We start from the raw sequence: 24,398 nt of genomic DNA, 5'->3' as shown, positions 1-24,398 counted from the left end.
GCGCCTGATAAGCTTTTTCCTTGATGGTAATTTTCACTGTTAAATAATGTTGATTATCAACATAACGTATAACCAAGTTAGCACGATAAAATTGCAAATAACAATTGCAAACCACTTTGCTAATGGGCAGTACATCAGCCATCTTTTAGGCTAAGTGATAATACTAAATAGAACATAATCATATAGTTGTAGACATATACTATGTGCAGCGCTATCTTAAGCCTACTACAAGGATCAACCTTAAGCGCTTAATCTTGGCGATTAATGGCAAATGGCATCAGGATGATGTGTCACGTAGCGCTTACGACATCACAATGACTTTCTTGGCAATCCATTTTCAACTTGTTGATAATTAATATATCTTTAGCCTAATTCACCTAGATAATCTCTGTGTTTTTAAGTGAGTTAGCCGGTTATTGTAGCTTGCTAAGCGGTGCTGAGATTAACAACAGAATGATAAACTTGATGGCATTGAGTGAAATACAAGTCGATAAGCTTACCACAGAGTTGCTTTATGGTTAATTACTACCATTAATTGATAGATTCAAAAGGGGATCTATTTAGTTGCTAGGAATGAAATGCATTTACCCACGCTGATTGTCATTACTTTACTCACCAATTTGTTGATTGGTTTTTACTTGTCGATACTTTATCGACGCAGACCTAAAGACAAGTGTTTTAAATATTGGGCGCTATCATGTGGCTGCTTTGTTTTTGGCATTTCAGCCTCGGTCTCTAGAGGATATGACGTTCCGGCATTTTTTAGTTTTTTTGTCGCCGATTTCTTCCTCATTGTCACAGCAGTATTAGTCTTACTTGGGTTAATACGCTTTTCACGATTTCGTTTCACTAAAGCTAAACGCCAGCGTAGTATCGCCATTCTCTGTTTAATGACTTTGGCACTATTCTTTAGCTATCATAATCCGGCGTTAGTTACCCTAGTTGGTTCCTTGAGTGTTGCAATGCTATTTATTGCCGGTGCCTGGCTTATTAGGCGTTCAGTATTTAATGAACCTATCTACACAGGAACACTGCAGTTCATTTTTATTTTGCACAGTGTCGTTTTGATAGTTCAAGCCGCACTCGTTTGTTTTCATTGGGATAACATCAATTACAGTGGTTTGCCTGAACAGGCCATATACACTCTGCTTAGCCACGTTACATTGACAACACTTACAGCTTTATTATTGCCTTGGTTGTCATTTTTAAAACTGGAACGGAGTCTTACTATCAAGTCACAACGGGATGGTTTGACTAAGCTGGCTAATCGCACATTCTTTTTCAGCCAGGTTGAACGTCATTGGCTGCAATACCCGCAGGTAAAGGTCGTGTTGATGATGATTGATATTGATCATTTTAAGGAGATCAACGATAAATTCGGCCATCACGTTGGCGATATAGCCCTTAAAGCGGTAGCTGATATTATGTCTAAAGGACTCAGAAGCCACGATCTTATCGGTCGTATTGGTGGTGAAGAGTTTGCTGTTATCTTATACAACATTGAGTTAGATGTAGCGCAGCAAATTGCTAACCGTCTGTGTAATCAAGTCATGAAGCAAATGGCTGTTATCGATGGTCATAATATTAATCTGACCATCAGTATCGGTATGGTGCAAGTTTTGCCAGCCCGTAATCAGATCCATGGCGCTTTTAAAGTTGCCGATGAGGCGTTATATCACAGTAAACACAGTGGCCGAAATACGGTTACCTTAGGTCAACTTACTGAGGTATCAAGCTAATAGAGGCCCGATGTTTTCGCTGTCCTCAACTTAGTCATGGCGCTTAATTAACGTTTAACAGCAAATGACATGATTGATGGGTACCCTGTTGCAAAGCCATTGTTAAACTAACAAAGAGATTGAGATATTAACCAATGCCTCAATCTCTTTGTGTATAAAACGTAGAAATAGAATTAACTAACATTAAGCATTAAGTATTAAGTATTAAGTATTGAGTTGATTGGCAAACTGACCAACGGCATTAACAACCTTTTGTGCCCCATCTTGAATTTCTGACATTACCTCTCCAGATTGGGTAGACAGAGTTAATCCTTGTAGTGCTTGTTTTTTTCCCGCCTCAATCATGCTAACGGCATTTTCAGTGAGTTTTTTGTTTTTAGACACTACCTCAACGATTTCTTCGGTAGCCTTGCTGGTGCGGGATGCCAGCTGTCTAACTTCATCGGCAACCACTGCAAAACCTCGGCCTTGTTCGCCAGCGCGAGCCGCCTCAATCGCGGCATTTAATGCCAGTAGATTCGTTTGGTCGGCGATACCACTGATACTTTGCACCAATGCCCCAATCATTTGCGACTGTTTGTCTAAATCTTCAATTCCTTGGGCTGCAGCGTTCATTTGTAACGCCAACTTGTTCATGACCTCAACCATCTCTAACAACACTTTATTACCTCTTTGTGCTGTAATATCGGTTTGTTGAGAGGTGCTGTAAGCGATATCGGCCGCTTCTGATATCGCCTGTTCACGGTTGACTTGGTCTGTAATGACAGTCGCAAATTTTACCACTTTGTACAGCTTATTATAGCTGTCGAAAATCGGGTTGTAGGAGGCTTCTAACCAAACAACTCTGCCATAGCTATCAACACGTTTAAAGCGATCAGCAACAAAATTTCCGTTACGAAGTTTTTCCCAAAAATGTTGATATTCGGTGGAGTTATGCTCCTGCGGTTCACAGAAAATTTTGTGATGCTTACCGACAAGTTGGTTTTTTTTGTAGCCCATGGCATTTAAAAAATTATCATTTGCTGTTAACACAGTGCCATCTAAATCAAACTCAATAACCGCAGTAGAGCGTTGTAAAGCTTGGATTAAATCCTCATGCTCTTTTGAGGTTTCAATCGTGCGGGTAAGATCATTGGCGTATATCGAAAAATATTTTACTTCTCCGCTGCTCTTTTTTACCGGCTGTAAAATTGCCCTTAGCCAAGCCTCTTCACCATTACCTTTAATTATTTGCAGTGCGCCAGCCCAATGTTGCGACTGTTTTATCGCAGTACACATTGACTTGTAATGAGCTGTTCCTCTGGCGCGTTGAGGCACCATATCAATTAACTGTTGTCCAATGGGAGAGTGTTGTTGAAACAACATGTCATTAGTAAAATGTTGATTTACTTCAGTCACTTTGCCATCAGCAGCCAGTGTCATTGATATCATCTCACTATCGAGACTTTTTCTGACTTGCTGCATGGAGAACAATTCTTCTTTCAATTGTTCATTTTCTTGCTTTAAGCGACCATTAAACATCAACATATAGAATTCCAATAAGAGTTATTAATTAAGTTATTGAGATGAATTAGCTTAATAGGCAGGTTTTATTTGTACTGATACGTAATAATTAACGCAATAGATCAGTTTTGTATCAAAACTGTAGACCAGATATATTAATATTTCCTCAAGTAAAAGTCAGTATTTTAATGATTATTTAGCTTAGTGGCGATAAATCATCTTATTACTGTTAATTCACCTTGCTGGTTTTTTTGAGCCGTAATTCCGTTTTGTCTTTGGGGAAGGTATCAACAGTTTACGATCGCAAGCTTGGCCTTGTATTGCCAGAAGAGGCTGCATTTAACCCCCAGAATAGACGTGGTTTAATCGCTGCACATGCTGTTTCTGTGGCTTGTTCGAGACTGTCCTCAATGTTACTTTCAGGCTCAATTCTCCCATAGCAATGATTTGATCATTCCTAATGTATCTATGTCTCATTTACTTAACTCTATGCTTGAGCTAAACCTTAGCTTCGTTAACACTATGTAAAGCGTTAGCTTGGCCCTGACATCACAATAGCGTCATTATGTTGAGTAATATTAATGAAACCAATAATTTGTAGCAGTGCATTAGAGGCCGTTTCATTTATTGAAAATGGTGAAAACTTATGGACTCACTCTATGGGGGCAACCCCCATATTACTGCTCGATGCGTTAGCCAAACATGCGTTAACAAAGCATGGTTTAACATTATTGCAGTTACATACCGAGGGGGCCGAGTCGCTAAGTGATCCCCGTTTAAAGGATCATATTCGCCATCGTTGCTTCTTTGCCGGATCACCCACGCGGTCGTTGCTACAAGGAGGTGATGCCGATTATGTGCCCATTTTTCTTTCTGAAGTGCCTAAATTGTTTCGTTCTGGCGAGCAGCACATCGATACTGCCATTATCCAAGTGTCTCCACCGGATAAACACGGTATCTGTTCTTTAGGCATATCGGTCGAGGCAACGCTAGCGGCTTGCCAAATGGCGGGTAAAATCATTGCTCATATTAATCCTATGATGCCTCGTACTCATGGTGATGGCTTTATTCATTATAATAAGTTGGCCGCAGTGTATGAGCAGAGCATGTCGTTACCACAACATTTATTCGCTCCAAGCGATGCAATCAGCCTGGCCATTGGCCAACATGTGGCAAAACTGGTGGATGATGGTGCTTGCTTACAGATGGGCATAGGTGCGATCCCTGATGCTGTGCTGGCATGTTTAACCGCACATAAAGATTTGGGCGTACACACAGAGCTTTTCTCTGATGGGGTGCTTAATCTGATTGAACTTGGAGTGATAAACAATAGTCTTAAGAAAGTTCATCCCGGCAAGACTGTGACAGGTTTTGCATTGGGTAGCCAACGACTTTATGATTTTGTAGATGACAACCCTTCGGTAATATTCATGGATATTGAGCAGGTTAATGACACGGCTATTATCCGTAAAAACCCCAATGTGATGGCAATAAACTCAGCGTTACAGGTCGATATTTCAGGCCAAGTGTGTGCAGATTCATTAGGGACACAAATTTATTCAGGCGTAGGCGGCCAGATGGACTTTATCCGAGGGGCAGGATTATCTGAAGGAGGGCGATCTGTCATTGCATTACCCAGCACAGCAGCTAATGGCACAGTGTCACGAATTAGCACAGTATTATCGCCAGGGGCTGGCGTAGTAACCACTCGTGCGCATGTGCATTATATTGTCACCGAGTATGGAACCGCTTATTTACGCGGTAAATCGTTACGCGAGCGAGCCCGAGCACTGATTGATATCGCCCACCCTAAGTTTAGAGAGCAGCTTTGCCGAGAAACCTTTGATACTTGGCGACTTAAGGTTTAGCGTTACCCTAGATTACTCTAGTCATTACGCCAATGTTATTGAGTCTGTACTTAGTTTGTTGTATCTACAGGTTATATTAGATTGATGAATTAAACGACTCACGCTGCTTGCAACGATTAACCGCGGAGTAAAAATCACTATAATGACGGTGAATATTGGGGTAGGTTAATCGGCAATAATTCACTAAAAAATAGTGACTTAATTATAATCATTTAACTATTATTAGCTTACTGAATTGATATAAACTTTGGCCATTAACTGTATCAGAGGGTATTCGTCGTATGAGTACATTAACAAAAAGTTCACGCCAATCAGGTTTTACTCTGATAGAGCTAGTGGTTGTTATTATTATTTTAGGCATTTTGGCAGTTGTTGCTGCGCCTAAATTTATCAATTTAAAAACTGACGCCCATATAGCCGCTATTGAGGGGGCGACAGGGTCGATCAAAACAGCGGTCACTTTATTTAAAACCAAAACACTGACATCGGGTAATACATTAACTGATACTGTTGAGTTTTCTGGTATAAAAGGCAGTAATTACCAGCCTTGGGCTGCTGCGGCCAATCCAACCGGAACTGGTTTTAACGCTGGTTATACTTCTGCACCAGAGATATTCAAAGCAGCAGGTTTGGACGTTAATGACTGGGCTTATCGCATTTACACATTGAGTGGGAGTTATATTCTTGCTGCAGCACCCAAAGGTGTTTTGGCTGTAGCTGAGCCAACGTCGGCTGAGGTTATCGCGACGAGTTGTTACTTCCAATATCATTGGAAGACTGCTGGTGAACCAGAGATTACCAAGGTAATTACAGGGTGTTAATAACTCAGTGGTCATCCACTGAGTTGCTGTTTCGCTTATGGCCTGCGGCCACTAACGGCTAACACTTTAGTGCCGCAGGCGATAATATGATAAAGAAGATTAAACGATTATTCGTTTAACACACCATCTAGGTTTATGATTTAATAGTCTCAATAATGAAGTTGATGAGGTCTAATCATGATAATAGCCTGTCCCCATTGCGATACCTTAAATCGCGTCCCTGAAGAACGTCTTGAACAACAACCCACTTGTGGAAAGTGCAAACAGAGCCTATTTGTGGGTGAGCCGATAACACTAACTGCCGCAAATTTTAGTCACCATGCTAATAAATCAGAACTGCCACTGGTGGTCGACTTTTGGGCTAGCTGGTGTGGTCCGTGTAAAAACTTTGCCCCAGTATTTACTCAAGCAGCTAAAAAATGGGAACCCAAATTTCGTTTCGGCAAACTCAACACAGAAGAGCAACAAGCTCTCGCTGCCCAATTCAATATTCGCTCTATTCCAACCTTGATGGTATTTAAACAAGGCAAAGTTGTTGCACAGCAATCGGGCGCTATGCCTGCATCATCATTTAACCAATGGCTAGAGTCGATTAAATAGATTGTGGACGTTAGATTACTCATTAAAAACGCGATAAACTATCGCGTTTTTGCTTAGCTTTATTTTGATTGTTGTTTAAAAGGATTTGATAAACATGAAAAAAATCTTAGTTATCTGCTTATTTGGCCTCGCATTATTTAGCTTTTTAGATCGAAAGGTTTCAACCACTCAAATTGTACAAAACGTTTATGCTGGTTATACCGCTGACAGTGATAGCGTGTTGCAAAATGCTATTGATAATAAGCTAAGTAACCTTCAAGTTGGTGGTTCAGGGTATGTGGTAAAAATACTTGCTGACGATCTGAAAGGCAGTCGCCACCAACGATTTATTCTGAAAATTGCCGGCGGTAACACGCTATTAGTTGCCCATAATATTGATTTAGCCCCACGGATAGAAAACTTAAATGTCGGCGATACGGTCGAGTTTTACGGCGTTTATGAATTTAACAACAAAGGCGGCGTTATTCATTGGACTCACCGCGACCCACGTGGACAACATCAAAGTGGCTGGTTAAAGCATAATGGCAGTATTTATAAATAAACAGTCGCTTGACTCAGGTTCAGTAAACTTAACAATTCGCTCAATTTACTATCCGTTTATTTCTACCTAATGATATTTGAACCGAGTAAAGTTGTTACACAACGATCCAGTACCATGCCTGCATCATCATTTAACCAATGGCTAGAGTCGATTAAATGAGTTTAGTGTCAGTAAAGATAAGTGTGTAGTGTCAATATGAAGCTAAGTTTAATGGGGGAATAATAGAGTTCGGGAGTCTGGTACTTATACATCATGGATCAGTTAATAGGATAAGGGATTACTTACGTATTCGGGTACGTAAATAAAAGGTCTCGGTCCTGATGATATATTACAGTGACCGAGACCTTTGTTAGCGTCATTATAATTATTATTTGTGAACTGACTTAATCGCTTCTTTTACACTACTATACAAGCGTGAAAGCATTCTATTGAAAATGGCTCGAATAGTGGCATAAGTTAAGTCAACTACGGTTGTGACTACAGCCCCTGCAAAAGACAACATATGGCCGAGTAGGCCTCTGACATCGTCGGCGAAAGAATCTGCCGCGGCTGCAATTTTTTCAAGGGTTTTGGCGACAAGATCATAGAATGTCAAACCGTAAGAAGCCGTCGCTTGCGCTACAATTGCGCCATAATATCCAGCCTCTTTTAAGACCGTAATTAATGCTGCACTGAGTTTGTCGCTCCACTGATCTGAATAGCTTGCTTGATTGCGGTTTTCATAACGTAATTTTACCGGCTTTAAATATTCGCTAGCTTTAACGTGTAAATGGCCCCAATGCTCAGTGTTTGCAGAGACTAAATAACCTGGTTCAGCCCCAGCTTTAGGATCCATACCATGAGCACTAATCCTCAAACCTTGACTGTTATCTAAGCGATATTCAACACCTTGGTATGGCGCATGAATAAAAGGCCATAAAGGCACTTTAGGGACTACATCGGCGCCGTGTGTGCAGCGAAAAATTTGATTTAGTCTATGGGTGTTAGCTGTGGCAAAACCTTGTTGTCCAACTCTTGGGGCACCAAAAGTGTATAAATTAATATTTGAAGCGTAATTATTAACAGATGCCCAGTCGGCAGCAAGAGAGGCGATTGCTCCTCCTAAGCTATGTCCGACAAAATGTATCGCCTTACCAGGGTTTGAGGTACGCCACTTATCTAAAAAAGTCGCAAACTGCGGTCTTAATGAAGTAAAAGCATTATTAAATCCAGCGTGCACTATTTGGCTACCATCACCGACACTTAAGCCAACTTGCGCATTCGTAGCCCAGTCTGCAGCAGAACTAAATTCTGTGCCGCGGATCGCTATGATAGCATCTCCTTGGTATTGTCCTTTGCCTAACCCCATCGCCGCAAAACCTGACTGGCGATTAAAAATAAACCCGCCAGTTTTTCCTATGCCTACATTGTTGAATGTAAAGTGTTTGTTAATATATGGGTTGCCAAAGTTTTGTACTAACTCTAAATCGATTACATCGTACACTTTAGCTGCAAGCTCTGAGGCTAATTTAGGGGTTAATTGAGTCATAAACATTCCTTGTTAACTAGTATTGTTATTTGCTATTCACCGAATCTTTTTTGCTTCTCGATTTCTAATTTTTCCAGTTCAGGCCAGCGACAAATACTGAATATCTGATATCGCACAACTCCGCTGGGGAACTCTTCATCAATGACTTCTTGACTAATGGCTTCATTAGCTAGGTCACAATTTAATTGTGCTAATCGCTCGACTAGATAAGATATATGTTTCTCGCCTCTAGCCACTGTTGACCAAAGAAAAGTGTCTGTATAGTCACCTTCTGCGACTTTAATTGCTTGCGCAACGCGCGTTTCGGCGAAAGGCTTGTTAGGGTGACTTGTACTGTAAATAATTTCAGGAAAGCTAAATTTCCCTTCATTGTCAGTCGTGGTGTAATCCCATTCTATTTCTTCCATTACACCAGAATACTTATAACCCCTTTTTAGCTTAATACCGGCTAGCGGTTTTCCCTCATGGGTTAAGCTACCTATCACTTCAGGAAACACTTCGACATCGACTTTTTTAAACATGCTAAACATTGACTCCTCCGAGTAGCAACTAACGGCGACGATGAGAGTCAGGAATGCAAAAATCCCAATATATGCTCTATAGGCCATAGATGAAGCAACTCCCTGTTTTGTCATTCATACGATTATTTTTTAAACGACGTTATTGTAGAGTGATTCTTTAAGGGTATCTATTATTATAAATGACTATTTTTTATGGTGTAATAATGAAAATGGGTATGTTTGATTGAGGTTTTTGTCTAATACCATGGTCGATTAAATAGGGAAAATGTTGCCGGAACGACAGGGGGAATTCTTCTGTAAATAGAAAAGAGGGGGGGGGACCATTGAGCCCTTTTCGACCGATGCAAGGGGGAACCTTACGATGTTAATTTGCTATTTGTGAAGCGCCTCGACCTCGGTAGCCACAGGCCGTAGAGTTTAATAAAACAAAGGGCTGGATTCCGGCTCAAAAGCATTGCCGGAACGACGTTTGATTTGACCTGTGTAAGGGTGGGACCTGGCGATTCCCTCGGTTATTAGGCTGCAAAAGAATTAATGATCCTAATTACTCAGGATCATTATCTATTCAAGGTCACTCTAATCAGAATTACTCTTTACTCTCGGTCACTCTCTATTCTGGGGCAGTCTACTCCGGGTCATAGTCCAATACTGGCGCTAGCCACTTCTCTGTCTCTTCTAAGGTCATGCCTTTACGCTTAGCGTAGTCTTCTACCTGATCTTTACCAATATTAGTTACGCCAAAATAGCGTGATTTGGGATGGGCAAAGTACCAGCCTGAAACTGCAGCTGTTGGGTACATGGCAAAGCTTTCGGTGATGTTCAAATCGATAGTTTCATCGGGTTTGAGCAAATCCCACAACAAACCTTTTTCAGTGTGGTCTGGGCATGCTGGGTAACCTGGCGCTGGACGAATGCCTTTATAACGTTCGCGAATTAACGCTTCGTTATCGAGCACTTCATCCGCGGCATAACCCCAAAATTCTTTACGAACACGTTCGTGCATGCGCTCGGCAAAGGCTTCGGCTAAACGGTCTGCTAAACATTTGAGCATAATCGCATTGTAGTCATCGTGATTGGCTTCAAAACGGGCAACATGTTCATCAATACCGTGCCCTGTCGTCACCGCAAAACCGCCCATGTAGTCGGCAACGCCTGAATCTTTTGGTGCAACAAAGTCAGACAAACAAAAGTTGTCGTTACCCACGCGCTCAAGCTGCATCCGCAAATGATGGGTGGTCATTTCTAATGTGCTGCGGCTTTCATCAGTGTATAGCTCAATGTCGTCGTGGTTGACTGTATTGGCTGGGAATAAACCGATTACTGCTTTGGCGGTAAGCCACTTTTCAGCAATAATTTGCTTCAACATGGCTTGGCCGTCGGCAAATAATTTAACGGCTTCTTCACCAACGACTTTGTCTTTTAAAATTTCAGGGTAATGACCGTGCAGTTCCCAGCTTCTGAAGAACGGTGTCCAGTCGATTCGTTCTACTAGGTCTTCTAGCGGGTAGTCATCAAATACTTGGCGTCCTAATACATTAGGCGTAAACGGGGTGTAGTTTTCCCAGTCGTGTTGACAACGATTATCACGCGCCGCTTCAATCGATACGATGGTTTTACGCTTAGTTTGCGACAAACGTTTTTCACGCATCATGTCGTATTCGGCGTAAGCCTCGTCGATGGTCGCCTGGCGAGTGGCGTTATTAATCAGTTTTGACACCATAGGCACAGCACGAGATGCATCGGCAATGTAAATGGCGCCATGTGGATAATGCGGTGCTATTTTTACTGCAGTATGAATTTTAGAGCAGGTTGCACCACCGATAATTGCTGGGATGGTTAAGCCTTCACGGTGGAAGGTTTTCACGTTGTGCACCATTTCATCTAAGCTTGGAGTGATTAAACCTGACATGCCGATGATGTCGATATTATGCTCTTTTACTGCATCGAGAATTTTATCGACCGATACCATTACCCCAAGATCGACCACTTCGTAGCCGTTACAGGCGAGCACTACGCCGACAATATTTTTACCAATATCATGCACATCACCTTTTACGGTGACCATTAAAATTCGCCCGTTTGACTGGCCCGCAACCTTTTCCAATTCGATATAAGGATTAAGGTAAGCGACGGCTTTTTTCATTACCCGAGCCGATTTCACTACTTGTGGTAAGAACATTTTGCCTGCGCCAAATAAGTCGCCAACCACGTTCATGCCGTCCATTAATGGTCCTTCAATCACGTCCAGTGGACGCACAGCTTCTTGGCGGGCAGCTTCAGTGTCTTCGTCAATAAATTCAGTAATACCTTTAACTAATGCGTGCGACAAACGCTGCGATACTGGCCAACTGCGCCAGGCTAAATCTTCTTTTTTAGCCACTTGTGAGCCATCGCCTCTAAAGCTTTCTGCGATGTCGAGCAATTGTTCAGTGTTACTTGAGTCGGCTACTGGACAAGGTAAGTTTTGAACTACGTTTTCAACCCGTTTTTTTAGCTCAGGGTCAATGTCATCGTATATGGCTAACTGACCTGCGTTAACAATACCCATATCCATTCCCGCTTGAATGGCATGGTATAAAAACACCGCGTGAATGGCTTCGCGCACTGGGTTGTTACCGCGGAATGAGAATGACACGTTAGACACACCGCCGGAGATCATCGCGTGTGGCAAAGTGGCTTTGATGTCTTTAATGGCTTCGATAAAGTCGACAGCATAATTATCGTGTTCATCAATACCGGTGGCAATAGCGAAGATGTTGGGATCAAAAATAATATCTTCTGGAGGAAAGCCGACAACATCGACCAAAATGCGATAAGCACGAGTACAGATTTGAGTTTTACGTTCACGAGTGTCAGCTTGGCCGTCTTCGTCAAAGGCCATTACAATGGCAGCAGCGCCATAGCGTTTGACTAAGGTGGCTTGTTCGATAAATTTGGCTTCGCCTTCTTTCATCGAAATCGAGTTAACAATCGACTTGCCTTGGACGCATTTAAGACCGGCTTCAATCACTTCCCATTTTGATGAGTCAATCATGATTGGTACGCGAGAGATGTCGGGCTCAGAGGCGATTAAGTTTAAAAACTTTGCCATTGATGCGACGCCATCGAGCATCCCTTCGTCCATGTTGACGTCGATAATTTGTGCGCCATTTTCAACCTGCTCACGCACGACATCTAAGGCTTCTTCAAACTTTTCTTCTTTAATTAAGCGTAAAAACTTAGCTGAACCGGTCACGTTGGCGCGCTCGCCGACGTTAACAAATAACGAATTTTTATCTATGGTCAAAGGCTCTAGGCCCGATAAACGACAAGCCACGGGCAAATCTGGGATCTGTCTGGGTTCGTGTCTGAGTACCGCTTCACGAATGGCGCTGATATGAGCGGGTGTACTACCACAACAGCCGCCGACAATGTTGAGCATGCCTTCTTGAGCCCATTGATTAATGACTTCGGCCATTTCTTCTGGGGTTTCATCGTAGCCACCAAATTCGTTGGGTAAGCCAGCATTTGGGTGGGCGGAAACATAACACTCGGCAATACGCGATAATTCTTCAACGTACGGGCGCAGCTCTTTAGGACCAAGGGCGCAGTTAAGGCCAATCGATAACGGCTTGATATGGCGTAAAGAGTTATAAAAGGCTTCTGTGGTTTGCCCTGTTAAGGTTCGGCCTGAGGCGTCGGTAATGGTGCCTGAGATCATAACAGGTAGGCGATCGCCGAGTTGATCGAATACTTTTTCAATCGCGAACAGGGCGGCTTTGGCGTTTAAGGTATCAAAAATGGTTTCAACCATAATGATATCGGCGCCGCCTTCAATTAAGGCGCTGGTGGATTCGACATAAGCGTCGACTAATTGGTCGAAACTGACATTACGAAACCCAGGGTCGTTAACGTCTGGACTGATAGAGCAGGTGCGGTTAGTTGGGCCTAATACGCCAGCAACATAACGTGGCAAACCCGTTTGCGCAGCCACTTCGTCGGCTGCTTGGCGGGCAATTTGGGCTCCGGCTAGGTTAATTTCGGCGGCCAGAGACTGCATATCGTAATCGGCCATGGCGATGGTGGTGGCATTAAAGGTGTTGGTTTCAATAATGTCGGCACCGTTTAACAGGTACTGGGTATGAATATCTTTAATAATTTGCGCTTGGCTGAGTACTAATAAGTCATTGTTGCCTTTAACATCGCAATGCCAATCTTTAAAACGCTCGCCACGATAATCTTCTTCTTCCAACTTATAGTCTTGGATCATGGTGCCCATGGCGCCATCTAAAATCACAATACGCTGCGCTAACAATGCATTAAGTTGTTCAAGTGTTTGACTGTAAGAAGTCGATTTCGCCATAACAGTTACCTTTTTATCACTATGTTGCTTGATACCTTAATTGAGATAAGCATACCCTTATTTTTACCAGAGTAGGGCGATAACATCATTGTTTATTACAGCTACTACAGGCAATTTTTGGTTGCTACTATAGATCAGAGCTATTGCTCATAATGATGACCTTTTATATGCTGACCTGTTAAGATAGTATTTTGGACATATAAACGTATAGACGTCCATAGTACGCGAATTTTTACCGCTAGAGCAAGGCTGATTTAAGCTCAATGAGGCGCAATTTGATTTAATTTGATTTACTCGATAGCTGGATAAGTAAGTTAACATCAGAATAGTTAATTAAATTGAGGGGGCATTTGCTCTGTGTTAGCAGTGCAAGGCACTGTTTGATAAATGTTTATGACTCTCTAACTGAGGTTTATGTCAATGAAGCGAGCCAAGATAATATTAATGCGCCATGGTGAGTGTGAAGGTGGAGGGATATTCCGCGGCCGCACCGATGTGAAGCTTACCGATATTGGTATGACGCAAATGCAGCAAGCTTTTATCGAGCAGCAATATCCGATTAGTCATGTATTTAGTTCGCCGTTGTTGCGTTGTCAGTTATTTAGCCAAGCTTTAGCACAGCAACTATCGTTACCGTTAACCACTTTATCTTCACTACAAGAAATTGATTTTGGTGTCTGGGATGGGCAATCATTTGATGCTATTTATCAGCAAAACCCACAACAATTTGATGCTTATTGGGATAACCCTTGGCTGGCACAAAATACACCAGACAAGGCAGAGTCGGTAACCGATTTTGCCGCACGAGTGGAAGCTGGCTTAATGACCGTTGTTGATGCTCTGTGGAGCTCTTTTGCGCAGACCGATAGTGCCCAAAAAAAGCCTAATGGTGACGATTGTCCCCATGCGTTAGTGGTGACTCATGGTGGCGTAATGCGCTGTTTAGTCGGATATGTACTCAATACTGGCCAATGTAGCGGATTATTCGCTAACCTAGCGATCCCCTATGCTGCTATTATGGTGCTCGATGTGTATTGGCCTGACGATGTTGATAATATTGATCGTTTTCAGCCGCCAATAAAAGATACTAAAGCCGCTAAAGTGAGTTTTACCTTACATTGGCCTAAGACTTGAGAACCACCAGAGTCGTATTATGGCGTTACTGTCATCGTCGTTATAGTCTCAATATCATGGTGTTAAAATGACTAGCTTACTATTTATTGTATTAACATCATGTCGTTAAGATGATTATCTTCAACACGATAGTTTAAAAAGTAGTGCCTTTCAAGGTATTGGGAATTGGGATAAGCCCAAACTGTACCCGCAACTGTAAATGGATCAATTAAGTATTGGTGCATAAGTCAGATACCAGCTTTGAATCGCCTCATTATTCATACCTAAGCGGGTGACTTAGGGGAGTGATTAAATCGATGTATGTGTTAATTAATTGGACATGGCGAGGTTACTTGCATGTCTGAGTCTGTATTAGATGTAAATCATCTTTTTTGGCAAGTCGATAATAAAATGATTTTGGCTGACATTCATTTCAGTCTGCCTAAAGGCCAAATGCTAGGCTTAATTGGCCCAAATGGCGCGGGTAAGTCAAGCTTGTTACGTTGCCTGTATCGTTACATTGTGCCCACGAGCGGCGATATTGCGATTTTTTCCAAACCCATCAGTGAGTTTTCATCTAAGTTGCTAGCGCAAAATATTGCGGTGGTACAACAAGATACGCCGCATTATTTTGACATGACCACAGAGCAGTTAGTGACCATGGGGTTAACGCCGCATAAAGGCTTGTTTGATCCTAATACCGTCCAAGACCGTGAACGTGTATTAAGCGCATTAGCCAAAGTGGGCTTGCAGCAACAAGCACTGCAACAGTATGAACTGTTATCTGGTGGTGAAAAGCAGCGTGCACTTATTGCCCGTGCTATCGTGCAACAACCGCATATTCTTATTTTAGATGAACCCACTAATCATTTAGATATTCGTTATCAAATTCAAATTCTTGAACTGGTCAAATCATTAGGCATTAGTGTTATCGCATCGATACATGATCTAAATTTAGCCAGCGCGATGTGCGATAAATTATTACTACTCGATCACGGACAGTTAATTGCTAAAGGCACTCCAACTGAAGTGCTGACCGAGCGACAAATTAGTGATGTGTTCGGTGTGTGCTGCGACATTAATGTTCATCCACAACACGCAAAGCCCCTGATTAGTTATTTTTATGGTTACCAACCCAGCCACAAAGTGGGCCCTGATCATGATTGATGCATCCCAACGTCGCTACTATGTTTACTTCAGCTTGTTGGTTGTGGTTACACTGCTTACCCCGATTTTTGCCGCCAGTTTTGGGGCGGCCAATATTCATCTAAATGACGTATTAATGATATTTAATACCTTATTAGGCGGCGATATGCCGAGTGCGATTGATGGCAGTGATCATGCGGTTAAGATAACCCAACGTATTGTGCTTGAATTACGCTTACCGAGAATTTTATTGGCCTTTGTCGCCGGCGCTGGTTTGTCTATAGCGGGCAGTGTATTACAAACCGTGACCCGCAATCCTTTAGCTGACCCGTATTTGTTTGGCATTAGCTCTGGGGCGTCATTTGGTGCGGTGTTGGTGGTGTCGTTATTCAGTCAAACGGGTTTGTTTGCCGAGATGTTTTCAGGGGTATTTACTCTAGCGCCAAACTTTACCGCACAACCTTGGTGGTCTTGGTCAACATTAAGTATTCCGATAGGAGCATTCATCGGCGCCAGTTTATCTGTGTTGGTGGTGTTTATGTTGTCGGGACCTGGTCGAAGTAGCCAAGTTGAACGTATGTTGTTATCCGGTGTGGCGACCTCGTTTCTGTTTGGTGCATTGACCAGTTTGTTGTTGTATTTTTCGACCCCACAGGCTGCGGCGTCAGTGCTGTTTTGGAGTTTAGGCAGTTTTGCCAAAGCCAGTTGGTCTAACTTACTGTTACCGAGTGTAACGGTAGGGGTTAGTTTATTGATTATGTTGACCTTTAGACGACAAATTATGGCGTTGCAAGCGGGAGATGAAACCGCGCATACCTTAGGAATTAATGTCGCTAAATTGCGTTTAAGTATGTTGTTACTGTGTTCGCTTATTACGGCAATGCTAGTGGCAACGTGTGGTGGCATTGGTTTTGTCGGTTTAATGATCCCGCACACGGTTAGGTTATTGTTTTCTGGGCGTCAGCCGATGATCTTAACCGCGATGTTGGGTGGCTTATTTATGGTGTGGATTGATGTGATAGCACGGTGTGTTTTATTTAATCAAGAATTGCCCGTTGGTATTATTACAGCAGCGTTAGGTAGTGTGTTTTTCTTGTTTATTTTACGCCAACGGCGCTAATTATTTAGACACAGGTATAAGAACTTTTATAAGAATTGCTATGCGCATCATGTTGAAATTTATTAGCCCAAGTTGTTGGAGTTGAAATGTTTGTTATAGAAGCCGTTAATCCAGATGTTGATGACATTATCCAGCATAAGATTAATCAAAAAACCAAACCGCTAGGGGCTTTAGGTCAACTAGAATCGTTGGCATTACAGGTTGCTCGGGTGCAATATAATGGCAATCAGCAGCGATTAAGTACACAGCTGCAAATCACTAAGCCAACTATGTTAGTGTTTGCTGCCGACCATGGTATTGCCGCTTATGGCGTGTCGATTGCGCCAAGCGAAGTGACGACTCAAATGGTGCATAACTTTGTTCAAGGCGGCGCGGCAATTAACGTGTTTTGTCGTCAGGTCGGCTTTGAACTTGAAATTATTGATTGCGGTATATTACAACCGCTGACAGGGCAAACGGGCGTTATCGATCAGCGCTTAGGCGCCGGTACTCACGCCATGCATTTATGTGCTGCTATGGAGCTTGAAAAAGTCGCCCAAGGGTTTGAGTTAGCTCGCCAGCTGGTTATGCGTCATGTTGCTGGAGGCTGTAATCTCATTGCCTTAGGTGAAATGGGCATAGGTAATACGTCTGCCGCGACGGCGGTAATGTCAGCAATGCTTAATATTGATGTTGAGCAATGTGTTGGCCGAGGCACGGGCATTGACGATGCAACCTTGGTCACCAAAACACAATTAATTAATCAAGCTCTGGCATTGCATCAGCCTGCTTTAGTGTCTCCAGAGGCTATTTTAGCTCATGTGGGGGGCTTTGAAATCGTGCAAATGACTGGGGCTATTTTAGCAGCCGCAGAGCAAAAAATATTAGTGGTCATTGATGGTTTTATCGCTACTGCTGCAGCATTAGTTGCGGTAAAATTATCCCCACAATCAAGAGACTATTTAATCTTTGCTCACGAGTCGCAAGAGCAAGGACACAAGCTTTTGTTACAACAGCTACAAGCAACACCTTTGTTGTCGCTGGGATTAAGACTTGGAGAAGGCACTGGCGCTGCATTAGCCTTGCCGTTAATTCAAGCCGCGGTGCATTTTTACAATCAAATGGCCAGTTTCGATGATGCTGGCGTTCATAATGTCGTTTAAGGGTACAACATGTCTGGCGAGATAAAGTGGTTGCGGCAGTTAAATTTGTTTTTTGTGGCAATGAGTTTTTTTACTCGGATCCCCGTTCCATCATGGGTGGTGATTGATCGCGATAAATTGAATCAGGCCAGTCGTTATTTTGGTTTGGTCGGTTTAATGATTGGTTTGATTTGTGCGTTGGTATTTTGGTTAGCACAATTAATTTTACCGGCGAGCATTGCCATTCTACTGGCGATGGTGGCTGGTGTGTTGGTGACTGGTGGATTTCATGAAGACGGCTTAGCCGACACCGCTGATGGCTTTGGTGGCGGTTGGACGGTAGAAGATAAGCTGCGGATTATGAAAGATTCGCGCTTAGGCAGTTATGGTGCTTTAGCCTTGGGGTTAGTGTTATTACTGAAATGGCAACTGTTAGTCGAGCTAGCATTATACAGCCCTATGGCTGCGGTAAGCGCTCTGGTAGCAGGTCATACCTTAAGTCGAGTGGTGGCTTCTAGCTTAATTTTTAGTGAACAATATGTTCGCGATGACGATAGCAGCAAATCTAAGCCTATTGCAGAAAACCAACAGTTAAACGATTTATTTATTTTGATTGCCAGCGGTATTTTTGTGTTGTTATGGCTTAACGGCGTGGCGGCATTTGTGTTGTTTATTACCTTGTGGTTAGTGCGTATTTTGCTTGGTGGCTTTTTCCGTAAACAGATTGGTGGCTACACCGGTGATACGTTAGGGGCAGCGCAACAAATCAGCGAAGTATGTTGTTACTTAGTTATTTTAGCGGTTGGGTTAAGCTAATGATTCATTTGGTGTTAGGTGGTGCGCGCAGTGGTAAGAGTCGCTTTGCTGAGCAATGCGTTGCTGAATACGCAGCGATTGGTTATCAATGCGTGTATTTAGCAACCGCGACCGCGTTAGACACAGAAATGTCGCAACGTATTCACCAACACCAACAAGATAGAGTATCCAGCCCCCATGGCTGGATACTGCACGAACAAGCTTATGATATTGCCCAAACCTTAGTGGCAATCGATAAACCCCAGCAAGTGATCTTGCTCGATTGCCTAACCTTATTACTTACCAATCATTTACTACTAGATGATGGCGCTTCGTGGGCCATGCAAAAGTCATTATTGCTCGACAGTTTGTCTGCATTGCAAAGTGAAGTGGTGTTAGTTAGCAATGAAGTCGGTTCGGGTATTGTGCCTATGGGCGAGCTCAACCGCCGTTTTGTTGATGAAGCTGGTTGGTTAAATCAAGCGATAGCAGCGATATCTGACCAAGTGACTTTGGTGGTTGCAGGCCTGCCATTGCCCTTAAAAGCATAATGTCATTAGTTCATTCCACACCTGTAACAGGTGACCCCCTTTGCGGCGCATTAATGGTGCAAGGCACTACTTCCGATGCGGGTAAAAGCACCTTAGTGGCGGGGCTGTGTCGTTTATTTGCCCGTCAAGGCGTGAGCGTTGCTCCGTTTAAGCCGCAAAATATGGCGTTAAACAGCGCCGTAACCCTTGATGGTGGTGAAATTGGCCGCGCCCAAGCACTGCAGGCTATTGCTTGTGGTTTAGCGCCTCATACCGATTTTAATCCGGTGTTATTAAAGCCCAGCTCAGATACGAGCGCGCAAGTGATTATTCACGGTAAAGCCTTGTCTACATTAGAAGCTAAGGCCTTTTTCGGACCTCAGAGCCAAGGTTATAAAACCATAGCATTAGCGGCGGTAATGCAATCTTACACTCGCCTGCAGCAGCAATATTCCTTGGTGGTGACTGAAGGTGCGGGTAGCCCGGCCGAAATTAATTTACGCCAAGGTGATATTGCCAATATGGGCTTTGCTGAGGAGGCTGATTGCCCAGTAATCATTATTGCCGATATTGACAAAGGTGGTGTGTTCGCCCATTTAGTTGGTACGTTGGCATTATTAAGCCCGTCTGAGCAAGCACGGGTAAAAGGCTTTGTGATTAATCGTTTTCGCGGTGATATTAGCTTGTTGCAGTCTGGTATCGACTGGCTTGAAGCTTATACTCAAAAACCAGTATTAGGCGTATTACCTTATTTGCACGATCTGCATTTAGACGCTGAAGATGCATTAATTGATAACCCTCAAAGCACGTTATCGACCGCATTATCTGCCAGTCAGCGTTTGTCTGTGTTGGTATTAGTGTATCCAAGGATCAGTAATCATACCGATTTTGATCCACTGCGTTTACATCCACATATTGATTTTCATTATGTGACTATGCAGAGCATGGCTCAAGCATCTGAGTGGCCAGCCGCGGATTTAGTCATATTGCCTGGCAGTAAAAATGTGCGTGCAGATTTAGCTTTTGTGCGCGAGCAAGGTTGGGATCTCGCCTTGAAAAAGCATTTACGTTACGGCGGTAAAGTCATCGGGATTTGTGGCGGCTATCAAATGCTCGGTGAGTGGATTGATGATCCCTTAGGTATTGAAGATAACGTTGGTTGCAGTACCGGATTGGGCTTATTACCGATTATTACCGTACTAACTGCCAGTAAAACCTTAACTCAAGTAAGGGGTCACTTACGTTTACAAGGCCAGCAGGTAGAGTTTAGTGGCTATGAGATCCATTGTGGTGAGTCTTCACTTACAGAGAATATAACTCAGCCGTTATCGATTGAACAATATGCCGATCAGCCCATGCCAGTTACTAAGCTTGATGGCATGGTGAGCAATGACCAACAAATTTTAGCGACTTACGTGCATGGATTATTCGATCATCCCGCAGCATGCCAACTTATTTTGCAGTGGGCCGGCTTAGAGAGTCGCCATGCTATTGATATTAACCAGATCCGCGAGCAGCAACTAAATCGTCTTGCCGACGTGTTAGAAGCGCATTTGGACTTGAACACATTGAAAGGAATAATCTCATGACAACTGATAACCACGATAATGAACAAGCTAGCACTATTGATGCAAACAAAGCTGAACGTCATAAAGCCCGCCAACAGAAAGTTAAAGTGGGTGTTGATGCCAAAATTGCTGCTGCTCAAGATGAGAAAGGCATTTTATTAGTGTTAACCGGTAATGGTAAAGGCAAATCAACCTCTGGTTTTGGCTCTGTGACGCGCGCTGTGGGTCATGGTCATAAAGCCGCGGTAGTGCAATTTATTAAAGGCACTTGGGCTTGTGGTGAGCGTAATTTACTCGAAGGTGCAGGTGTACCATTTCATGTCATGGGCACCGGCTTTACTTGGGAAACTCAAGACAAAGAAAAAGACACCCAAGCTGCCATGGAAGCTTGGCTCGAAGCTGAAAAACTCCTTAAAGATGAATCGATCAACATGGTGTTGTTAGATGAATTAACTTACATGGTCAGTTATCACTATATCGAACTTGAGCGAGTATTAACGGCGTTAAGAAATCGCCCAGCGATGCAACATGTGATTATCACTGGCCGCGCTTGTCATCGTGACATTATTGAGTTAGCTGATACAGTAAGTGAAATTGTTCCGATAAAACATGCGTTTAATGATGGCATTAAAGCGCAGTTAGGGTTCGATTATTAATCATTGATGTTGTCGCTGAACCCATATACTGGTTTTAGCGACATGAGCCAATTAAAGCGAAAGTGGTTCAATCGTGGTTTGACTATGATTATCAGGCTCAACCGTTATTGGTCCCGCGATCTGAGTTGCTGCTTGTGGTGATATTCGTTCAGGAAACCACTTTTTTACAATAAGCTCGAACTGGCCATTTTGTTTAACCGTATCAAATGCATGTCGCATCATTTCGAGTAATTCAACCCGAGTATCTTTATGGGTTGCTATACCTAGCTCGATGTTATTAATAACATACGCAATGGTGAAATCAGACCGTTTAAGCCCCAATGCCTTTATTGAGCCGGATAGGCCGATATCATTATTATTGACTAAATCCACTCGATCATAATAAAGCATTTTTAGGGCTTTAGTTTGGTTTGCAACCAAATAGACATTTGGGTGTTCATGTTGAATGTTGAGACTCTCTAGTGAAATGTCGCTTCTTGGTAACGCCAGCGTGTATCGATTAATATCTTGTTTGTTAACGATATTGATGTCAGCTCGAGAGGTCTTTTTGTAAATAACATTTCGCACCGTGTGAAAATCACCTATCCATTTAAACAGTTGTAAACGTTTTTCGGATTTACCTATCGAAAAAATAAATGTATCAGGATTTTTTGCGGCATTTTTATATGCTCGGCTCCAAGGCATGATTTGAATATTAATATCAAAATCAAGGTATTGCTGGGTAGCATGTAACACATCAATCGAAAAGCCAACCAATTCTCCATGAGAATTTAGCGACTGAAATGGAGGATAGCTTTCGGTGTAAAAAGTGATGGCTGGTCTGGCATTTGAAATCGGCGAATTGAAAAATGTAATGATGAAAATCGCCACAGATAAGTAACGCAACATAAATAACAGCACCTTAGATTAAGGCTTCCATGCATTTCATCTCCGTAATAGTGACAAGCCTAACATATTGTTATTATTTTGTGACAATTAAGCTGTTGAGTCGTTAGCTAATTAATCTCTGTGGTGATCTAGCCCAGAGTACTTTGTTAAACAATATACTCATCTGCCCACTCTTTTAAACGCTCTAAAATATCCAATGCCGTGCGACCAAGATCGGTAATACTATAAGACACAGCAATAGGACGATCACTAATCACATGGCGAGTCACCAGTCCTTGGGCTTCTAATTCTTTAAGGCGTTGATCGACCATTTTTTTACTTGCCCCGCCTAACATGCGCGACAAATCATTAAATCGCACTGGACCATCTTGCAAGTGCCATAATATCGATGCTTTCCATTTTCCACCTAATACCCGCATACCACGCTCGACCGAGCAAGGTTCAGCACAAGCGTTGATAACTTTTTTTTGACCGTTAGTCATTGTTTCAATTTTAGTTTTCATCAATCTAACCTAGGTTACTAAAAGTATACTGGTTGCTTTTGTATTCCATTGTATCAAAATAGACAGCAATTAGACTAGCGTCACTTTAGTACCATTAAGGAATGTTTCTCCATGGCAGTATTAACCTCTTACGATCCCGCGAGTTATCATAAAGTCGATGGCGGAGAACACATTGAAGCCACAGCGGTAGGTAGCGTAGAAACAACCAGCATCGAGCAGTTGCCAATAGTGATAAGCAATGCGCAAGTTGCTCAAAAAGCTTGGGCAAGTTTGCCATTAGTTGAACGCCAACAGTATGTGGTTAAAGCGTATCAACAATTACACGCAGTGCAAGATGAACTGGCAACACTCATTGGCCAAGAAATGGGCAAAGATTATCGCCGTGCCACCTATGAAGTGGGCGGTACATTACAAAATGCAGGTTATTTTGCCAGTGAAATAGGCGATGCATTAGCCACTGAGCAAGTTGATAATCGTACTGAATTACAATACCGTCCTTTGGGTGTTGTAGCCGTCATTTCGCCCTGGAATTATCCGATAGCCATGGCCAATAACTTACTGATGCCAGCACTTATAGCGGGTAACAGTGTGATATTAAAGCCGTCTGAACAAACTCCGCTGGTGGCCGAATTGTTTATTAATACCCTTAATAAGGTGCTACCACAGCATGTGCTGCAAGTGGTTCAAGGTGATAAAGCCCTTGGCCAGGCACTGGTTGCTGCAGACATTAATATGGTGGCATTTACCGGGTCTATGGCTGCAGGTAAACATATTATGGCTAATGCCGCATCGGGTTTAAAACGTTTAGTAATGGAGCTTGGCGGCAACGATCCTATGATTGTCATGGCCGGTGCCAATATGGATGCCGCGGTGCGTTTTGCGGTGGCAAGCTCGTTTGAAAACGCTGGGCAGATGTGCACTTCCTCAGAACGAGTGTATGTAGACCAGCAAATTGCCGATGAGTTTGAACAAAAAGTGGTGGCCTTAGCCAGCCGTTATCGTGTGGGGGCATGGGACGCCGCGAATGTGAATATTGGCCCGATAGTGAATCCTACACAGCACCAAAAAGTACTTGAGCAGTTACAAGATGCTACAGCCAAAGGCGCGAGTATTTTATTAGGTAGTGATCACTATGAACTACCGTTTATTCAACCTACAGTTGTGACAGATATTACTCCTGAAATGCTGCTAGAACGTGAAGAAACCTTTGGCCCTGTAGTGGCTATCAGCCGTTTTAGTGATATTGATGAAGCCATTAGTCGCGCTAATAACAGCCACTATGGTTTAGCTGCTGTGGTGTTTGGTGGCCAAGGCGCTAAAGCCGTTGCCGAACAACTTGAGGCTGGCATGGTTGGGGTTAATCAAGGTGCTGGTGCTGGCAATGCGCCATGGGTAGGAGCTAAGCAAAGTGGTTTTGGTTTTCATGGCACTGCAGCTGGGCATCGCCAATTTGCTCAAGTGCGAGTGATGAGTTATTAATTTTTGCGGTTAGCCA

At 43.0% G+C, this 24,398-nt stretch carries 20 protein-coding genes and 1 riboswitch; of the genes, 14 read left to right on the top strand and 6 right to left on the bottom strand.

Annotated elements, in window-relative coordinates:
• The first annotated feature begins 578 nt into the window (after positions 1-578).
• Positions 579-1,739, top strand: coding sequence for a diguanylate cyclase (locus tag H5164_RS04740; RefSeq protein ID WP_182755009.1), 1,161 nt, complete (start codon positions 579-581; stop codon positions 1,737-1,739).
• Between the two features lie 204 nt (positions 1,740-1,943).
• Here H5164_RS04740 and H5164_RS04735 read toward each other — a convergent pair whose 3' ends face one another.
• Complete coding sequence (locus H5164_RS04735; protein ID WP_182697470.1) at positions 1,944-3,266, bottom strand: PAS domain-containing methyl-accepting chemotaxis protein; 1,323 nt, start codon at positions 3,264-3,266, stop codon at positions 1,944-1,946.
• Between the two features lie 557 nt (positions 3,267-3,823).
• Between H5164_RS04735 and H5164_RS04730 the strand changes: the two genes are divergently transcribed.
• The 4 genes from H5164_RS04730 to H5164_RS04715 all read left to right on the top strand — a co-directional run bounded on the left by H5164_RS04730 (position 3,824) and on the right by H5164_RS04715 (position 7,072).
• Entirely contained in the window at positions 3,824-5,110 is a 1,287-nt protein-coding gene (locus tag H5164_RS04730; RefSeq protein ID WP_182755007.1) for an acetyl-CoA hydrolase/transferase family protein, read from the top strand.
• Positions 5,111-5,391: 281 nt separating this feature from the next.
• Positions 5,392-5,931, top strand: a complete 540-nt coding sequence (locus H5164_RS04725) for a type II secretion system protein (protein ID WP_182755005.1) — start codon at positions 5,392-5,394, stop codon at positions 5,929-5,931.
• Positions 5,932-6,108: 177 nt separating this feature from the next.
• Complete coding sequence (gene trxC / locus H5164_RS04720) at positions 6,109-6,531, top strand: thioredoxin TrxC (protein WP_182755003.1); 423 nt, start codon at positions 6,109-6,111, stop codon at positions 6,529-6,531.
• A gap of 94 nt (positions 6,532-6,625) precedes the next feature.
• Positions 6,626-7,072, top strand: coding sequence for a DUF3465 domain-containing protein (locus H5164_RS04715; protein WP_182755001.1), 447 nt, complete (start codon positions 6,626-6,628; stop codon positions 7,070-7,072).
• Between the two features lie 367 nt (positions 7,073-7,439).
• On the opposite strand, the gene H5164_RS04710 is transcribed toward H5164_RS04715, so the two are convergent.
• The 3 genes from H5164_RS04710 to metH all read right to left on the bottom strand — a co-directional run bounded on the left by H5164_RS04710 (position 7,440) and on the right by metH (position 13,463).
• Positions 7,440-8,600 carry a lipase family protein gene (locus H5164_RS04710; RefSeq protein ID WP_165870058.1) on the bottom strand — a complete coding sequence of 387 codons (1,161 nt, stop codon included), beginning with the start codon at positions 8,598-8,600 and terminating at the stop codon, positions 7,440-7,442.
• Between the two features lie 32 nt (positions 8,601-8,632).
• A complete protein-coding gene (locus H5164_RS04705) occupies positions 8,633-9,130 on the bottom strand; it encodes a DUF6795 domain-containing protein (protein WP_182722710.1) in 498 nt (165 codons plus the stop codon).
• A gap of 616 nt (positions 9,131-9,746) precedes the next feature.
• Positions 9,747-13,463 carry a methionine synthase gene (gene metH / locus H5164_RS04700; RefSeq protein WP_182722711.1) on the bottom strand — a complete coding sequence of 1,239 codons (3,717 nt, stop codon included), beginning with the start codon at positions 13,461-13,463 and terminating at the stop codon, positions 9,747-9,749.
• 420 nt (positions 13,464-13,883) lie between these two features.
• Here metH and H5164_RS04695 point away from each other — a divergent pair, with 420 nt between their 5' ends.
• The 8 genes from H5164_RS04695 to cobO all read left to right on the top strand — a co-directional run bounded on the left by H5164_RS04695 (position 13,884) and on the right by cobO (position 21,512).
• A complete protein-coding gene (locus H5164_RS04695) occupies positions 13,884-14,597 on the top strand; it encodes a histidine phosphatase family protein (RefSeq protein ID WP_182754999.1) in 714 nt (237 codons plus the stop codon).
• Positions 14,598-14,718: 121 nt separating this feature from the next.
• A riboswitch (cobalamin riboswitch) is annotated at positions 14,719-14,855 on the top strand.
• A 78-nt stretch (positions 14,856-14,933) separates the two neighbouring features.
• On the top strand, positions 14,934-15,743 hold the full coding sequence (locus H5164_RS04690; RefSeq protein WP_124015604.1) for an ABC transporter ATP-binding protein: 810 nt from the start codon (positions 14,934-14,936) through the stop codon (positions 15,741-15,743).
• A complete protein-coding gene (locus H5164_RS04685) occupies positions 15,736-16,842 on the top strand; it encodes an iron ABC transporter permease (protein ID WP_182754997.1) in 1,107 nt (368 codons plus the stop codon). Before H5164_RS04690 ends, H5164_RS04685 begins: the two co-directional genes overlap by 8 nt.
• Positions 16,843-16,928: 86 nt before the next feature.
• Positions 16,929-17,984, top strand: a complete 1,056-nt coding sequence (cobT, locus tag H5164_RS04680) for a nicotinate-nucleotide--dimethylbenzimidazole phosphoribosyltransferase (RefSeq protein ID WP_182754995.1) — start codon at positions 16,929-16,931, stop codon at positions 17,982-17,984.
• Positions 17,985-17,993: 9 nt separating this feature from the next.
• A complete protein-coding gene (locus H5164_RS04675) occupies positions 17,994-18,779 on the top strand; it encodes an adenosylcobinamide-GDP ribazoletransferase (RefSeq protein WP_124015607.1) in 786 nt (261 codons plus the stop codon).
• Complete coding sequence (gene cobU, locus H5164_RS04670; protein WP_182742521.1) at positions 18,779-19,309, top strand: bifunctional adenosylcobinamide kinase/adenosylcobinamide-phosphate guanylyltransferase; 531 nt, start codon at positions 18,779-18,781, stop codon at positions 19,307-19,309. Before H5164_RS04675 ends, cobU begins: the two co-directional genes overlap by 1 nt.
• Positions 19,309-20,877, top strand: coding sequence for a cobyric acid synthase (locus H5164_RS04665; RefSeq protein WP_182754993.1), 1,569 nt, complete (start codon positions 19,309-19,311; stop codon positions 20,875-20,877). Before cobU ends, H5164_RS04665 begins: the two co-directional genes overlap by 1 nt.
• Positions 20,874-21,512: a cob(I)yrinic acid a,c-diamide adenosyltransferase gene (cobO, locus tag H5164_RS04660; RefSeq protein ID WP_124015610.1), complete on the top strand. Its 639-nt coding sequence runs from the start codon at positions 20,874-20,876 to the stop codon at positions 21,510-21,512. The genes H5164_RS04665 and cobO overlap by 4 nt, the downstream gene beginning before the upstream one ends.
• A gap of 51 nt (positions 21,513-21,563) precedes the next feature.
• On the opposite strand, the gene H5164_RS04655 is transcribed toward cobO, so the two are convergent.
• Entirely contained in the window at positions 21,564-22,400 is an 837-nt protein-coding gene (locus H5164_RS04655) for an ABC transporter substrate-binding protein (protein ID WP_182754990.1), read from the bottom strand.
• A gap of 146 nt (positions 22,401-22,546) precedes the next feature.
• On the bottom strand, positions 22,547-22,903 hold the full coding sequence (locus tag H5164_RS04650) for a helix-turn-helix domain-containing protein (RefSeq protein WP_124015612.1): 357 nt from the start codon (positions 22,901-22,903) through the stop codon (positions 22,547-22,549).
• A 111-nt stretch (positions 22,904-23,014) separates the two neighbouring features.
• On the opposite strand from H5164_RS04650, the gene H5164_RS04645 reads away from it, so the two are divergent.
• Positions 23,015-24,382, top strand: a complete 1,368-nt coding sequence (locus H5164_RS04645) for an aldehyde dehydrogenase (RefSeq protein ID WP_220492647.1) — start codon at positions 23,015-23,017, stop codon at positions 24,380-24,382.
• Positions 24,383-24,398: the final 16 nt, after the last annotated feature.

Source organism: Shewanella sp. SG41-3, from assembly GCF_014164545.1.
Lineage (GTDB): Bacteria > Pseudomonadota > Gammaproteobacteria > Enterobacterales > Shewanellaceae > Shewanella > Shewanella vesiculosa.
The sequence above is the reverse complement of the archived record's forward strand: the minus strand, read 5'-3'. Positions and strand labels throughout refer to the sequence as shown.